The organism is Rodentibacter caecimuris (assembly GCF_010587025.1).
In the GTDB taxonomy this organism is placed as follows: Bacteria; Pseudomonadota; Gammaproteobacteria; order Enterobacterales; family Pasteurellaceae; genus Rodentibacter; species Rodentibacter caecimuris.
Genome location: NZ_CP040863.1, coordinates 1143529 through 1158510, shown reverse-complemented (window position 1 = coordinate 1158510; position 14982 = coordinate 1143529). Strand labels below are relative to the sequence as shown.

The following is a 14982-nucleotide window of genomic DNA, read 5'->3' as shown; positions in this document are numbered from 1 at the left end:
CGATTCCTTATGAGTAATAATTGAATAACCATACTACAAAACTTGAGAGACAGAGAAAAGGCGCAAAAGGCAAAAAAGCCTTTCTTTTTTGGGAAAGTAGGGCAAATAAAATACCGGATAAACAGGCGAGCAATAAAAAGACGGGTAATTGTTTTAACGGTAAGTAACTACCGATTCCAAGTGCGAGCCAATAATCACCTTGTCCAAACGCTTCTTTTTTATAGTGCCACTTTGCTAACCAATAAATACTATAAAAAACGAAGAAAAAAATAACCGCACTTTGTAGGCTTTCTTCCAATATTAAAAAAGAAAAGGATTGAGAAGCACCAATGAAGCCTAAAGCAGTTAATATGAGACAAGATGTTGTTGATATCAGTTGATATTGCCAGTCGAGATAAGCGATTGTCCACAGTAAGAGGAGTGTACAGGCTAACCATAAACTAAAAAAAGCATTTTCTGTGGTGAAGAGCAGCACGCTAAATAGCGATCCAACGGTAAAAAAATAGCGAAAAAAATGACCGCACTTTTTTTCTTGAATAGCGGCAAAATGCGGTTGAAATATGGGGGGATTTTGTGGGAACAGCGCTGTGTAAGTGCTATAAATATCGGTTTGTAAGCGTTCAATAAAAGTGGAGATATAAAGCCATAAAGTGATACCGAAGATTCCACCGAGTAAAAAGCTTGCAAGATAGATCATTACACCACCGATCCCATATTAAAAATCGGTAAATACATTCCCATCATAATGATGCCTATGAGGCTTCCAATAATCACCATCATCATTGGTTCTAACATTTGAGAAAGGAGGTCAATTTGATGATTGAGTTTTTCCTGATAGTTTTCTGCAATATGTTGTAACATCAAAGCCAGTTTTCCACTTTTTTCTCCGATTTGCAGCATTTGTTGTGCCTCCATAGGAAATAGGTGGCTACTTATGCTATCTGAAAAGGCATAACCTTGTGAAACCCAATGTAAAATTGACCTAACTTCAGTATCAAGAATTTGATCACTCAAGATGGCTTTTTTAGTTTGCCAAGTTTGTATGCGTGGTAGAAAACTATGTAAAGCCTGATTAAGTGGCACACCGGCTTGTAACATAATGTATAGACTTTGGCTGAAATTTACTAAACGGGAGAGCTGCTGAATATTGCCAAAAATCGGCATCACAGCAATGATTTGAGCTTTTTTCCGTTGAAAGTGTGAGGAATGCTTTAATTTTAATTGATAAAACAGGATGAATATCAGCGTAAAAAATAGCAAGATGCCGATATCTTCTTTAAGCAGATTTGAGGTGGAAAGTAACAGCGAAGTGAGTGCGGGTAACTCAGTATTATTACCTTGATACATTTCGGCAAATTGCGGCACGATAAAAAGTAAAAGTGCAAGTGTTAGCAATAAAGAGATTCCCAATACCATAGCGGGATACAGCATAATTTTTTGTAATCTGCGTTGTAGTGTTAGGGATTGATGGCGATGTGATGCAATTTTGCTGCAAACAGTTGCCAGTTTTCCCGTCATTTCGCCAACCTGAATTAATTGAATTTCTTGTTGGGTAAGATACTTGCCTTGTTGCTCAATACTTTGGGAAAAAGATAATCCGGCTTCAATAGATTTTAACAGCTGTTCCAGCCAGGCATTTAAAGCAAGTTGGGTACAATTTTGTTGCAAAATTTGTAAACTGTGTTTAAGCGGAATCGCAGATTGTAGAAGCGTGGTAAGTTGATTCAATAATGCACTAATTTCTGTTTTTTTCGGTTTACTGTTGAGTTGCCAGTTTTTTTGTAATTTGACATTGGTGAGCCCTCGGTTCATCAATCGAAATTGCGCTTGTTGCATTGAGTCGGCAATGATTGAGCCTCTTTGCATTTGCTTTAGGGCATTATGTGCCCGGTAGTAAAAAAGTTTTTTTGCCATTTTATTCGCCTCCCAAAACACGATAAATTTCCGCCTCATCGGTGATGCCTTGTTTTACTTTTTCTAACCCGCTTTGACGGAGATTGGCAAAATCGGTTTGATAGTTGTTTTGTTGACGATGTAAGAATTGATAAACGCCAATTCTGCCGCGATAACCTTGATGGCAATCGCAAGAATCAATGGAAAATTGACCGCACTTTTGGCAGCGTTTTCGCACAAGCCGTTGGGCTATCACCAGTAATAAACTACTTTCTATTTCGTGTTGTTGAATCCCAAGTTGTTGTAAGCGTGATATAGCAGAAATGGCATCATTTGTATGTAAGGTTGAAAGCACTAAATGGCCGGTTTGCGCCGCCCGTAGTGCCATTGTCGCACTTTCTTCATCTCGGATTTCACCGAGCATAATAATGTCGGGATCTTGTCGTAAAAATGAACGTAATAAGCGGCTAAAATCCAGTCCGATTTGCGGATTAATTTGGCTTTGGATAATCCCCGTTAATTCAATTTCGATGGGATCCTCTGCGGTCATAATGTGTTTATCGGGTGTATTTAACCACTGAAGTGCGGTATAAAGGGAGATACTTTTTCCGCTACCGGTTGGGCCGGTAACCAGAATTAAACCTTGAGGTTGACGGAGTGCCTGCTGAAAAGTGTGTTGTTGTGATTCCGTCATGCCCAGTTCTGCAAAACTCAATTCCACCGGTTTATTTTGTTGTGCGCGAAGTACGACTTTTTCGCCCCAATGGGTAGGCAGTGTAGAAAGGCGAAAATCAAGAATATCGGAGAACGTTGTTTTAAATTGAAAACGCCCGTCTTGTGGTAATCGGGTTTCGCTGATATCAAGTTTAGCAAGCAGTTTTAATCGGGAAATTAACCGATTGGCTAAATTTTTACTAATCGGTGCTTGGGGTTGTAAAACCCCGTCAATTCTAAACCGCACTTGAAAACAATCCTGTAAAGTTTCTAAGTGAATATCGGAAGCGTTTTTTTGTAGTGCTGCCTCAAAAATACGATTGAGTAATTGGATAATAGGTTCGTCATCGTTTTTTTCCTGATGTTCTTGCTCTTGAGGGTGGTAGAAATTTATTTGCTCTTCTACTTGTACGGATTGCGGCGAAAGTTGTTGCAGAAGATCTTTGAGTTGTGTGCTGTCAAGCAAAACCGGTTCAACCAATTTTCCGGTAACAAAAGCAATAGTTTCGCAAGCTGAGAGATTGGAGAGAGAATCGACACCGAGCCATAGACGATTTTCCTCTTCTTTTAAAGGCAGGGAAAAATAGTGCAAAAATAGAGCCTGTTGCTGTTTATTGCGTTCCCATAGCTCTGATGAGATCGAAAAGATCTCACCGTTTTGTGCCGTTATACGATGTTCAAGTAATGCCGGTGTCATTTTGAACAGAATCCTGCCGGAAATAAGGACGTATCGCCGATACAGGTGGTTGACCAAGTCACACCTTTCGATTTATCGCCGTTTGCGGTGAGGGTATATTCTATTCCATCTAATGTGCCGTTACCTGTAACAGTTATTACGCCTGCACTCGTGTTTACACTTTTTATGTAGCCTTTTGCGGTGGTAATGTTGGCGGCAACACCATTTGAGCCGCCACTACAATTTGAGGTGTTGCCGGTGCCGTAAACACAGAGTTCGACATCTGATTTAAATGGGGCAGAGGCTTGTAGCAATTCGGACATTGCCGCCTTTTTGGTATAATTTTGATAAGACGGAATGGCGATAGTGGCAAGAATTGCAATGATTGCAATCACGATCATTAATTCAATGAGCGTAAATCCTTTTTTCAGTCCGGGTTGAGAGATGAGTTTCATTGATTTTCCTTTATAAATGCGGGTTAAGCCGATATTGGCGAGAGCATTGTCTAGAAGGAAAAAAACTTTGTAAAATTGACCGCACTTTTTCTGCGATCATACTCGCAAAAATAGGAGAAAATAATGAAAAAACTGAAATGTATTGAACAAGGTTGGTTGACTGATTGCCGACGAATTCTTTCGCCCCATTTTGATGAACGTTTGGATAAGGAAGATATTTCTTTGTTGGTGATTCATTATATTAGCCTACCACCGGAACAATTTGGTGGTGGGTATATTGATGATTTTTTTCAGGGTAAGTTAGATCCTAAACTTCATCCTTATTTTGAGGAAATTCATTCAATGCGTGTATCGGCCCATTGTTTGATCGATCGTTGTGGCATTATTACACAATATGTGAATTTTAATGATCGTGCCTGGCATGCTGGGATCTCCAGCTTTGAGGGACGTGAAAGATGTAATGATTTTTCCATTGGTATTGAGCTTGAAGGGAGTAATGAGCAACCTTTTACCGATGCTCAATACGACGCGCTACAACAACTTACCAAGTGTATTATGGCGGCTTATCTAAACATCACGCAAAACCGTATTGTGGGACATTCGGATATATCTCCAGGGCGTAAGATCGATCCGGGTCAATACTTTGATTGGGAACGTTATTTGAACGGGATCGACGGTCAGCCTAAAAAATAGACAGCAATATTTATTCTGTTATTCACATTACAGCTGCTTGATAGAATTTAATCTAACTATTTGAATTATAAAGAATTAAATTAACTGTAAAATCTCGCCTAGCGGATTGGGAAAAGTTATACCGCCTTTTGAATTTTCTCAATCACAATTTTATCCACAGAAATATTGGATAATCTTCAGGAGAAGCTGAAATTTCAGCTGACAATTGCTTACTTGGGAATAATGAATAGTTTTCAACCGTACTTTGATGAAATAAAGTGCGGATCCTTTTTAAAAAGGATCTTGGCAAAAAATTTTATTAAAGTGAGAGGATCCAACGAGAATAAAAGCCTCTTGTAATTTTTCACACAGATTTATTGTGGATTATGATTGAGTTAATCACAATGTTATCCACAATCTGAAAATGGTTTGAGAAATGACCGCACTTTTGCCGCTTTGGTTGATAAAAACACGGATTTATGGAACAATTCACAGATTATTTTTATAAAAATTTAAGGTAAAACGATAGTGATCGATTTTGATGGCTACCGTCCAAATGTGGGAATTGTGATTTGCAATCGAAAAGGACAGGTGCTTTGGGCTAAACGCTATGGGCAGAATTCTTGGCAGTTCCCACAAGGCGGCATTAATGATAATGAGAGTGCCGAGCAAGCGATGTATCGGGAATTATATGAAGAAGTGGGATTACAGCCGAAAGATGTACGTATCTTATCTGTTTCGAAACATTGGCTGCGTTATAAATTACCAAAGCGTTTGTTGCGTTATGACAGTAAGCCGATGTGTATCGGGCAAAAACAGCGTTGGTTTTTATTACAGCTGATTTCTGATGAAAAAAATATCAATATGCAAACGACTAAATCCCCTGAATTTGATGGCTGGCGTTGGGTAAGTTTTTGGTATCCCGTACGCCAAGTCGTATCATTTAAGAAAGAAGTGTATCGTCGGGCGATGAAAGAATTTGCTACTTTTTTATTTTCTAATGAGAAAGAGAAATCGGTAGATCAATCGGAACGAGAACAAAAATTCACACCTTCGCGTAAATCCCATTATTCAAAATATTCTAAACGTCCGTTTAATAAAAGAGGTTAGGCTATGCTGGCTTTTATTGTAATTTGCCTGTTAGTTGGCGCCCTTGTCGGGTTTCTTGCCGGCTTATTCGGTATTGGCGGCGGTTTGGTGATCGTGCCTGTATTGGTTTATTTGTTGCCAATGATGGGGGTACCTGAACCGTTGCTGATGTCAACCGCACTTGGCACTTCTTTTGCTACTATTGTGATTACAGGATTTTCTTCGGCACAACGTCATCATAAATTGGGCAATATTGTGTGGGAGGCAGTAAAAATTCTCGCTCCCGTGATTATGATTACAGTCTTTATTTCCGGTTTATTCATTGGCAAATTAGATCGCGATATTGTGGCAAAGTTATTTGCTTGCCTTGTGGTTTATTTAGCCGTAAAAATGGTAATTTCTATCAAACCGAAAGCAACGGAATCGACAAAAACACTGACGACAAAATCCTCCATTATCGGCGGTATTTTAATCGGTATGGCATCCAGTGCGGCAGGTATTGGCGGTGGCGGTTTTATCGTGCCGTTTTTAAATTCACGCGGAATCGATATGAAAAAAGCGATCGGTTCCTCCGCTTTTTGCGGTATGTTACTTGGTCTATCCGGTATGTTGAGTTTTATGGTGAGCGGTTGGGATAATCCTGCTATGCCCGATTATTCTTTGGGTTATATTTATTTGCCCGCAGTATTCGGTATTACCGCTACCTCGTTTTTCACCTCGAAATTAGGCGCAACGGCAACCACGAAATTACCGGTGTCAATGTTGAAAAAGGGCTTTGCATTATTATTAATTGCCATCGCCATTGATATGTTTCTGAAATAAGGAAAATTATGAATCAATATCTACTCCTTCCCCATTTTGATCCGAGCATTTTTACCTTTGGTGATAGCAATATCGGCTTGCGTTGGTACGGTTTAATGTATTTGCTTGGTTTTGTTTTTGCCCGTTGGCTTGCCGTGAGACGTGCTAACCAACCCAATAGCGGTTGGACGGTTGAACAAGTGGATACCTTACTTTTCAACGGTTTTATGGGGGTATTTTTAGGAGGGCGTATTGGTGATGTGTTCTTCTATAACTTGGATCATTTCTTACGGGATCCGCTTTACTTATTCCGAGTATGGGAAGGAGGAATGTCGTTCCATGGCGGGTTAATCGGGGTAATTGTTGCGATGATTTGGACTTCCCGTTCGCAAAAGCGTCAGTTTTGGGTAACGGCAGATTTTATGGCACCGTTGATCCCATTCGGTTTGGGTTTAGGGCGTATTGGCAATTTTATTAACCTTGAACTTTGGGGACGTGAAACCGATGTACCTTGGGCGATGATTTTCCCGAATGACCCGCTTTTATTGCCACGCCATCCTTCACAGCTTTATGAAGCCTTTTTAGAAGGCTTGGTGTTATTTACTATCCTTAACTTTTTCATTAAAAAACCACGTCCGGCAGGATCGGTTTCCGGTCTATTTTTAATCGGTTATGGTGTATTTCGTTTTGTTGTGGAATATGTGCGTGAACCGGAGGTTGAATCATTCCTAGGGGTGATGACCCGCGGTCAAGCATTATGTTTACCAATGATTATTGGCGGCGGTTTGATTATGTTATGGGCTTATACCCGCAAAAGTGCGGTGAAAAATTAAGGAGTTTTTATGAAACAATATCTTGATCTTTGCCGTCGAATTATTGATGAAGGAGAATGGATCGCCAATAAACGCACGGGCAAACGTTGTCTAACGGTGATTAATGCCGATTTGGAATATGATGTTGCGAATAACCAATTTCCGCTTATCACGACTCGCAAAAGTTATTGGAAAGCCGCGATTGCGGAATTTTTAGGCTACATTCGGGGCTATGATAATGCGGCGGACTTCCGCAAACTCGGCACCAAAACGTGGGATGCAAATGCTAATGACAATGTGGCTTGGTTGGCAAATCCTCATCGTAAAGGCACTGATGATATGGGGCGTGTTTACGGTGTTCAGGGCAGATCATGGCGAAAACCGAACGGCGAAACCGTCGATCAGTTACGTAAAATTGTGAATAATCTTACTCAAGGCATTGATGATCGTGGTGAAATTATGACGTTTTTCAACCCGGGGGAGATTGATCTTGGCTGCTTGCGCCCTTGTATGCACACCCATACCTTTTCCCTGGTAGGCGATACTTTACATCTCACCAGTTATCAACGTTCTTGCGATGTGCCGTTAGGATTAAATTTCAATCAAATTCAAGTTTTTACTTTTTTAGCGTTAATGGCTCAAATTACCGGAAAGAAAGCGGGCAAAGCCTTCCATAAAATTATTAATGCACACATTTATGAAGATCAATTGGAATTAATGCGTGATGTGCAATTAAAACGTGAACCGTTTCCGTTACCGAAACTGGAGATAAATCCGGATATCAAAACCCTAGAAGATTTGGAAACTTGGGTAACGATGGATGATTTCAAGGTGATTGGCTATCAATCTCACGAGCCGATTAAGTATCCTTTCTCTGTATAAGGCGGAAAAGTGCGGTCGGATTTTGATGAAAAATTTATGCGTCTTGCTCTAGACTTGGCGGATAAGGCCGAATCTTTAGGGGAAATTCCGGTGGGAGCTGTGTTGGTGGATAGCGAGGGGAATGTACTCGGGGAAGGTTGGAATCTTTCGATTACTGAAAATGATCCGACCGCCCATGCAGAAATTGTGGCATTACGCCATGCGGCAAAAAAGGTACAAAACTACCGTTTGCTTGATACTACCCTTTATGTGACACTTGAACCCTGCACGATGTGCGCCGGTGCAATTTTACACAGCCGAATTCGGCGTTTGGTATTTGGTGCGTCTGACTATAAAACCGGGGCGGTTGGTTCCCGTTTCCATTTCTTTGATGATTATCAAATGAATCATACCGTAGAAATTACCGGCGGAATATTAGCGGAAGAATGTGGTGAGAAATTAAGTGCATTTTTTCGTAAAAGGCGGGCTGAGAAGCGGTCAGAAAAGGTAAATGCAAGATTGTAGGTTACACTTTTCCCTCCCATAAACATTTTTTAATACTTATTTAAGCGGTTTTGGAATTACCCTGTTAATCTATAACTTTCTTCCATTAACCGACATAACTCATCATCAGGGACGTTGTTATCCAGTATAACGGTAATCCAATGTTCCTTGTTCATGTGATAAGCGGGGAAAATATTTTTATTTTGTCGTAAGGCTCCGACTAATTCGGGAATACACTTAAAATTGGCAATTTCTACATTTCCTTCCTCGTTTAAACCCAGTTTCATTTTAGGTACGTTTGCAATGAGGGCATACCATTTTGCTCTCAGATTATTATGGCGAAGAACGGCATAACTTGGGAATTTTTTCCATAAATATTCAGGTGATGTACCATATTGTTCGGCAGCGTAGGTCAGCAACATCTCACGCTGATTCATTACTTTCCTCCTTTAATTGGAATTTACTTAGCGAATCACTAAATGTCTCTATAAAAAACCATGAAAAATTGACCGCACTTTAAACTTGCCAATTAATTTCTTTGATCCCGTTTTCCCTCAGGTAAGCATTGGTTTGGGAAAAATGGCGGCAACCTAAAAAACCTCGATGTGCTGAAAGGGGAGACGGGTGAGGCGCACTAAGAACCAGATGACGAGAGCGATCAATCATTCTACCTTTTTTCTGCGCATGGCTACCCCAGAGCAAAAAAACTAAATTTTTACGATAGTGATTAAGTGCCTCAATAACGCGATCGGTAAAGGTTTCCCAATTTAAATTGGCATGTGAATGGGCAAGTCCCCGCTCAACGGTTAATACGGTATTGAGCAATAACACCCCTTGTTCCGACCATTTCACTAAATAACCGTGGGAGGGCATTTGAAAACCGGCAATATCTTGGCTTAATTCTTTATAGATATTCACGAGGGACGGAGGGATTGCCACCTCCGGTTTAACTGAAAAAGCAAGCCCGTGTGCTTGATTTGGACCATGGTACGGATCTTGACCTAAAATGACCACTTTAACATCTTCAAATGCGGTGTATTTAAACGCGTTGAACACTTCATCTTGCGGAGGATAAACGGTTTTCCCACTTTGTCTAGCAAGGTGAACTTGTTTTAATGTGTGCTGGAAATAAGGTTGCTCTTTTTCTTTGCCGATCACATCTGTCCATGTTTTCATTATTGAATCCTCTTTAAATTGAGTTGTCGCATTATAAACTAAGTTATAACCTATGGAACGAGATAATTTGTTGATGAACTGTTAATTTAAGTCTTGTAACTCGATTAGGCTACAAGAAAATTTTTTGATCTCACGAAAAATTTGCAAAAAGCTGCTTATTCTTAATCAAAAGAATTTGATGTATTAAAATTTTTTGATAAAATTTGCACAGTTTTATGATTATACCCATACCAACTTAGGAGTCTATTATGATTAAAGGTATTCAAATTACCCAAGCAGCAAATGACAATTTACTCAACTCATTCTGGTTGTTAGATAGTGAGACGAATGAGGCTCGTTGCCTATGCGCAAAAGGGGATTTCAAGGAAGATCAAGTTGTTGCAGTAAGCGAACTTGGTCAAATCGAATACCGTGAATTACCGGTAAACGTTGCGCCAACCGTAAAAGTGGAAGGCGGTCAACACTTAAATGTGAACGTGTTACGTCGCGAAACATTAGAAGATGCGGTAAACAATCCGGATAAATATCCACAATTAACAATCCGTGTTTCCGGTTACGCAGTGCGTTTCAATTCTTTAACTCCGGAACAGCAACGTGATGTTATTACCCGTACTTTCACTGAAAGTCTGTAATTGAAAGATTAAATAGAAACCCCGATTTTGTCGGGGTTTTGTTTTTCTAAAACTCAGAAAAAATCCACCGCACTTTCCTTTCTTCCCTAGCGGTTTTGGTGCTTTTCAGGTACAATCCGCCAGTTAAATTTGATGATTTTTTGAGAAAACCAAAACTTTTATGAAGAATATTCGTAACTTTTCTATTATTGCCCATATTGACCATGGTAAATCAACCCTTTCCGACCGTTTGATTCAAACCTGTGGCGGTCTTTCAGATCGTGAAATGGAAGCACAAGTGTTGGATTCAATGGATCTTGAACGTGAACGCGGTATCACCATTAAAGCTCAAAGCGTAACTTTAAATTACCAAGCCAAAGATGGGGAAACCTATCAATTAAACTTTATTGATACACCGGGACACGTGGATTTTTCCTATGAGGTTTCCCGTTCTCTTGCCGCTTGTGAAGGCGCATTGTTAGTGGTGGACGCCGGGCAAGGGGTAGAAGCACAAACTCTAGCGAACTGTTATACCGCCATTGAAATGAATCTGGAGGTTGTGCCGATTTTAAATAAAATTGATCTACCGGCAGCAGATCCTGAACGGGTTGCCGAAGAAATTGAAGATATTGTGGGTATTGACGCGATGGAAGCGGTGCGTTGTTCTGCAAAAACCGGACAGGGCATTGAAGATGTATTGGAAGAAATTGTGGCGAAAATCCCTGCTCCTGAGGGCGATCCGAATGCGCCGTTACAAGCCCTGATTATTGATTCTTGGTTTGATAACTATCTTGGCGTGGTTTCCTTAGTACGGATAAAAAATGGCGTATTACGAAAAGGCGATAAAATTAAAGTGATGTCCACAGGGCAGGCTTATAATGTGGATCGTCTTGGTATTTTCACACCAAAGCAAGTGGACACAACGGTATTAAATTGTGGCGAAGTCGGCTGGGTCGTTTGTGCGATTAAAGATATTTTAGGTGCACCGGTGGGGGATACATTAACTCATCAACATAACCCGGCAAGTAGTGTTTTACCCGGCTTTAAAAAAGTCAAACCTCAAGTTTACGCCGGTTTGTTCCCCGTCAGTTCGGATGATTATGAGGCGTTTCGTGATGCGTTGGGTAAACTAAGTCTCAATGATGCCTCATTATTCTATGAACCGGAAAATTCAACCGCACTTGGCTTTGGTTTCCGTTGCGGCTTCTTGGGACTTCTTCATATGGAGATCATCCAAGAACGCTTAGAACGGGAGTATGATCTTGATTTAATCACCACAGCACCAACGGTAATTTATGAAGTTGAAATGACCAGTGGCGAAGTGGTGTATGTGGATAGTCCGGCTAAATTACCGCCGCTTAATAATATTTCCGAAATTCGTGAACCGATTGCAGAATGTAATATGCTCGTGCCGCAAGAATACTTAGGAAACGTTATTACACTATGTGTGGAAAAGCGTGGCGTACAAACCAATATGGTCTATCACGGGAATCAAATTGCATTGACTTATGAAATCCCAATGGGCGAAGTGGTGCTGGATTTCTTCGATCGTCTAAAATCAACCTCCCGCGGTTATGCCTCGCTGGATTATGGTTTTAAACGTTTCCAAGCGGCGGATATGGTGCGTGTCGATATTATGATTAATGGTGAGCGTGTGGATGCGTTAGCGTTAATTGTCCACAAAGATAATTCACAATATCGTGGTCGTGAATTAGTGGAAAAAATGCGCGAGCTGATCCCTCGCCAACAATTTGATATTGCTATTCAAGCCGCTATCGGTAATCACATTATTGCACGTTCAACGGTGAAACAATTACGCAAAAACGTGTTAGCGAAATGTTATGGTGGTGATGTTAGCCGTAAGAAAAAACTTTTACAGAAACAAAAAGAAGGTAAAAAACGAATGAAATCCTTAGGTAATGTAGAAGTACCGCAAGAGGCGTTTTTAGCAATTTTACACGTAGGTAAGGATAAATAAGGAAAGCTATGTCGAATTTATTTTTTATCATTTTACTGGCCGTTGGTTTCGGTATTTGGAAAGCTTTGGATTATTTCCAGTTGCCGAATACCTTCGGTATTTTATTGTTGATTTTGACCACGGTTTCAGGCGTATTATGGTGTTACCATCGCTTTGTTGTTATGCCGAAACGCCAACGTAAAATAGCTCGTGCCGAGCAGCGTTCTGGTCAGGCATTAACAGATGAAGAAAAGGCAAAAATCGAACCTATTTCAGAAGGTTCGGAGTTTTTGTCTTCATTATTTCCTGTGCTTGCTGTGGTGTTCTTTGTCCGTTCGTTTTTATTTGAACCTTTCCAAATCCCTTCCGGCTCAATGGAGTCAACATTGCGTGTAGGCGATTTTTTGGTGGTGAATAAATATGCTTATGGCGTCAAAGATCCTATTTTTCAAAATACGATTATTGCAGGTGATAAGCCACAACGTGGTGATGTCATCGTATTTAAAGCGCCGGAACAAGCCTTACTTCGTACCGGATTGGGGGCAACCCGAGCGGCTTATGCGGAAAATTTAGCGTTAACCTCAAAAAATAATATGTCCGGTGTGGATTATATTAAACGTATTGTAGGGCAAGGCGGAGACCGTATCATTTTCGATATGGATCAAAAAACATTGAAGATTGTGTATGGTAAAGAAGGTAAACCTTGCGAAGTAAACTGTGAAAGTAAAGCGTTTGAATATAGTCAAAATCCAACGAATCCGGCATTTCCGAATGAATTGGAATTGACAGAAAAAGGTGATGTGGTACACAACGTATTGATTAGCCCGTATCGCTATTATGCCGGCCCGGAATTTTTTACCCAAGAGGGGAATCCGATCGCAGAATGGGTCGTACCGGAAGGGCAATATTTTGTCATGGGTGATAATCGCGATCACAGTGATGATAGTCGTTTTTGGGGATTTGTACCGGAAAAAAATATTGTCGGTAAAGCCACTTATATTTGGATGAGTCTGGAAAAAGAACCAAACGAATGGCCGACAGGCTTGCGTTTTGAACGTTTCTTTACAGCAATTAAATAAGATGAATCATTTAGATAGATTAGAGCGAAAAATCGGTTACCAATTTAAGGATAGTTCGCTCTTAAAATTGGCACTAACACATCGAAGTGCTGCCACAAAACACAATGAACGCCTAGAATTTCTGGGCGATTCCATCCTCAATTTCACTATTGCAGAAGCCTTGTATCATCAATTTCCCCGTTGTAATGAAGGGGAATTGAGCCGTATGCGTGCGACCTTAGTAAGGGAAAAAACGTTGGCAATGTTAGCGCGTCAGTTTGAACTGGGGGAATATATGTCGCTTGGTTCCGGGGAGTTAAAGAGCGGCGGTTTTCGCCGTGAATCAATCCTTGCGGACTGCATGGAGGCCATTATTGGCGCGATGTCGTTGGATCAAGGCATTATTCTCACGACACAAGTGATTCGAACCTGGTATCAGACTCTGTTGGCAGAAATCAAACCGGGTGACAATCAAAAAGACGCGAAAACCCGCCTACAGGAATATTTACAAGGTAAGGGGTTGGCATTACCAAGTTATGAAGTTATTAATATTCAAGGTGAACCCCATTGCCAGACTTTCACTGTTGAATGCAAAGTGAAAAATGTGGCTAAAATTGACCGCACTTTTGTGGCGAAAGGATCAAGTCGCCGTAAAGCAGAACAGGCTGCGGCAGAACAAATTTTACAAGAATTGGAAATCAAATGACCGAACAATTTAACAAAACCTATTGTGGCTTTATTGCTATTGTAGGTCGCCCGAATGTCGGGAAATCAACGCTCTTAAATAAAATTTTAGGGCAGAAAATCTCCATTACCTCACGTAAAGCCCAAACCACCCGTCACCGTATTGTGGGGATCAAAACAGAAGGGGCTTATCAAGAAATTTATGTGGATACTCCGGGGCTTCACATTGAAGAAAAACGTGCTATCAATCGTTTAATGAACCGTGCGGCGAGTAGTGCCATTGGCGATGTGGATCTTATCATTTTTGTGGTGGACGGCACCCATTGGAATGCCGATGATGAAATGGTGTTAAACAAACTTCGCAACGCGAAAGTACCGGTAGTATTGGCGATTAACAAGGTAGATAACATCAAAAATAAAGATGATTTATTGCCGTTTATCACTGAATTAAGCGGTAAATTTGATTTTGCCCATATCGTACCGATTTCTGCCCAACGTGGTAATAATGTTGGTGAACTTAAAAAAATTGTGCGTGTTTCCTTACGGGAAGGTGTACATCATTTTCCTGAAGATTATGTCACAGATCGCTCGCAACGTTTTATGGCATCGGAAATTATCCGTGAAAAATTAATGCGTTTTACCGGCGAAGAATTGCCTTATTCGGTCACTGTTGAAATTGAACAATTTAAACTGAATGAACGTGGCACTTATGAAATCAACGGGTTGATTTTGGTTGAACGTGAAGGGCAAAAGAAAATGGTGATTGGCGCACAGGGGCAGAAAATTAAAACTATTGGTATGGAAGCCCGTGCGGATATGGAACGTTTATTTGATAACAAAGTCCATCTCGAACTTTGGGTAAAAGTGAAGTCCGGCTGGGCGGATGATGAACGTGCATTACGTAGCTTAGGCTATATGGACGAATAAAAGTGCGGTTCGTTTTCCGTAAGTTTTATCATGTAGAAAGCCAAGGTGAATCCTTGGCTTTTTGTTTGAAAATGAACTAAAAAAACAACCGC

At 40.6% G+C, this 14982-nt stretch carries 17 protein-coding genes; 11 read left to right on the top strand and 6 right to left on the bottom strand.

The window, feature by feature from the left end; genetic code table 11:
* Positions 1-7: 7 nt before the first annotated feature.
* From FEE42_RS05910 to FEE42_RS05895, 4 genes are read right to left on the bottom strand one after another with little or no spacing between them, the layout of a single operon-like run.
* Positions 8-697, bottom strand: a complete 690-nt coding sequence (locus tag FEE42_RS05910) for a prepilin peptidase (protein ID WP_164027912.1) — start codon at positions 695-697, stop codon at positions 8-10.
* Complete coding sequence (locus tag FEE42_RS05905) at positions 697-1914, bottom strand: type II secretion system F family protein (RefSeq protein ID WP_059365851.1); 1218 nt, start codon at positions 1912-1914, stop codon at positions 697-699. The genes FEE42_RS05910 and FEE42_RS05905 overlap by 1 nt, the downstream gene beginning before the upstream one ends.
* A 1-nt stretch (position 1915) precedes the next feature.
* Positions 1916-3304 carry a GspE/PulE family protein gene (locus FEE42_RS05900; protein ID WP_059365850.1) on the bottom strand — a complete coding sequence of 463 codons (1389 nt, stop codon included), beginning with the start codon at positions 3302-3304 and terminating at the stop codon, positions 1916-1918.
* Positions 3301-3738 (bottom strand): prepilin-type N-terminal cleavage/methylation domain-containing protein, encoded by a 438-nt coding sequence (locus tag FEE42_RS05895; protein WP_059365849.1) that lies wholly within the window; start codon positions 3736-3738, stop codon positions 3301-3303. Before FEE42_RS05895 ends, FEE42_RS05900 begins: the two co-directional genes overlap by 4 nt.
* A gap of 123 nt (positions 3739-3861) precedes the next feature.
* On the opposite strand from FEE42_RS05895, the gene ampD reads away from it, so the two are divergent.
* The 6 genes from ampD to tadA all read left to right on the top strand — a co-directional run bounded on the left by ampD (position 3862) and on the right by tadA (position 8498).
* Positions 3862-4431 (top strand): 1,6-anhydro-N-acetylmuramyl-L-alanine amidase AmpD, encoded by a 570-nt coding sequence (ampD, locus tag FEE42_RS05890; protein ID WP_164027911.1) that lies wholly within the window; start codon positions 3862-3864, stop codon positions 4429-4431.
* A 507-nt stretch (positions 4432-4938) separates the two neighbouring features.
* On the top strand, positions 4939-5520 hold the full coding sequence (gene rppH, locus FEE42_RS05885) for an RNA pyrophosphohydrolase (protein ID WP_059365847.1): 582 nt from the start codon (positions 4939-4941) through the stop codon (positions 5518-5520).
* Between the two features lie 3 nt (positions 5521-5523).
* Positions 5524-6321 (top strand): sulfite exporter TauE/SafE family protein, encoded by a 798-nt coding sequence (locus FEE42_RS05880; protein ID WP_164027910.1) that lies wholly within the window; start codon positions 5524-5526, stop codon positions 6319-6321.
* A gap of 8 nt (positions 6322-6329) precedes the next feature.
* Positions 6330-7133, top strand: coding sequence for a prolipoprotein diacylglyceryl transferase (gene lgt / locus FEE42_RS05875; RefSeq protein ID WP_259370290.1), 804 nt, complete (start codon positions 6330-6332; stop codon positions 7131-7133).
* A gap of 9 nt (positions 7134-7142) precedes the next feature.
* Positions 7143-7994: a thymidylate synthase gene (locus FEE42_RS05870; RefSeq protein ID WP_059365844.1), complete on the top strand. Its 852-nt coding sequence runs from the start codon at positions 7143-7145 to the stop codon at positions 7992-7994.
* A 9-nt stretch (positions 7995-8003) separates the two neighbouring features.
* Positions 8004-8498 (top strand): tRNA adenosine(34) deaminase TadA, encoded by a 495-nt coding sequence (gene tadA / locus FEE42_RS05865; RefSeq protein WP_256892853.1) that lies wholly within the window; start codon positions 8004-8006, stop codon positions 8496-8498.
* A 56-nt stretch (positions 8499-8554) separates the two neighbouring features.
* On the opposite strand, the gene FEE42_RS05860 is transcribed toward tadA, so the two are convergent.
* Together FEE42_RS05860 and ung are read right to left on the bottom strand one after the other, a co-directional pair.
* On the bottom strand, positions 8555-8914 hold the full coding sequence (locus tag FEE42_RS05860; protein WP_059365843.1) for an MmcQ/YjbR family DNA-binding protein: 360 nt from the start codon (positions 8912-8914) through the stop codon (positions 8555-8557).
* 79 nt (positions 8915-8993) lie between these two features.
* Positions 8994-9653: a uracil-DNA glycosylase gene (ung, locus tag FEE42_RS05855; protein ID WP_059365842.1), complete on the bottom strand. Its 660-nt coding sequence runs from the start codon at positions 9651-9653 to the stop codon at positions 8994-8996.
* A gap of 248 nt (positions 9654-9901) precedes the next feature.
* Between ung and grcA the strand changes: the two genes are divergently transcribed.
* From grcA to era, 5 genes are all read left to right on the top strand, one after another.
* Entirely contained in the window at positions 9902-10285 is a 384-nt protein-coding gene (grcA, locus tag FEE42_RS05850; RefSeq protein WP_077582580.1) for an autonomous glycyl radical cofactor GrcA, read from the top strand.
* Positions 10286-10445: 160 nt separating this feature from the next.
* Positions 10446-12242 (top strand): translation elongation factor 4, encoded by a 1797-nt coding sequence (lepA, locus tag FEE42_RS05845; protein WP_077582579.1) that lies wholly within the window; start codon positions 10446-10448, stop codon positions 12240-12242.
* Positions 12243-12250: 8 nt separating this feature from the next.
* Entirely contained in the window at positions 12251-13300 is a 1050-nt protein-coding gene (gene lepB, locus FEE42_RS05840; protein ID WP_059365839.1) for a signal peptidase I, read from the top strand.
* 1 nt (position 13301) lies between these two features.
* Entirely contained in the window at positions 13302-13985 is a 684-nt protein-coding gene (rnc, locus tag FEE42_RS05835) for a ribonuclease III (protein ID WP_135969032.1), read from the top strand.
* On the top strand, positions 13982-14890 hold the full coding sequence (gene era, locus FEE42_RS05830) for a GTPase Era (protein ID WP_059365837.1): 909 nt from the start codon (positions 13982-13984) through the stop codon (positions 14888-14890). The genes rnc and era overlap by 4 nt, the downstream gene beginning before the upstream one ends.
* Positions 14891-14982 lie beyond the last annotated feature (92 nt).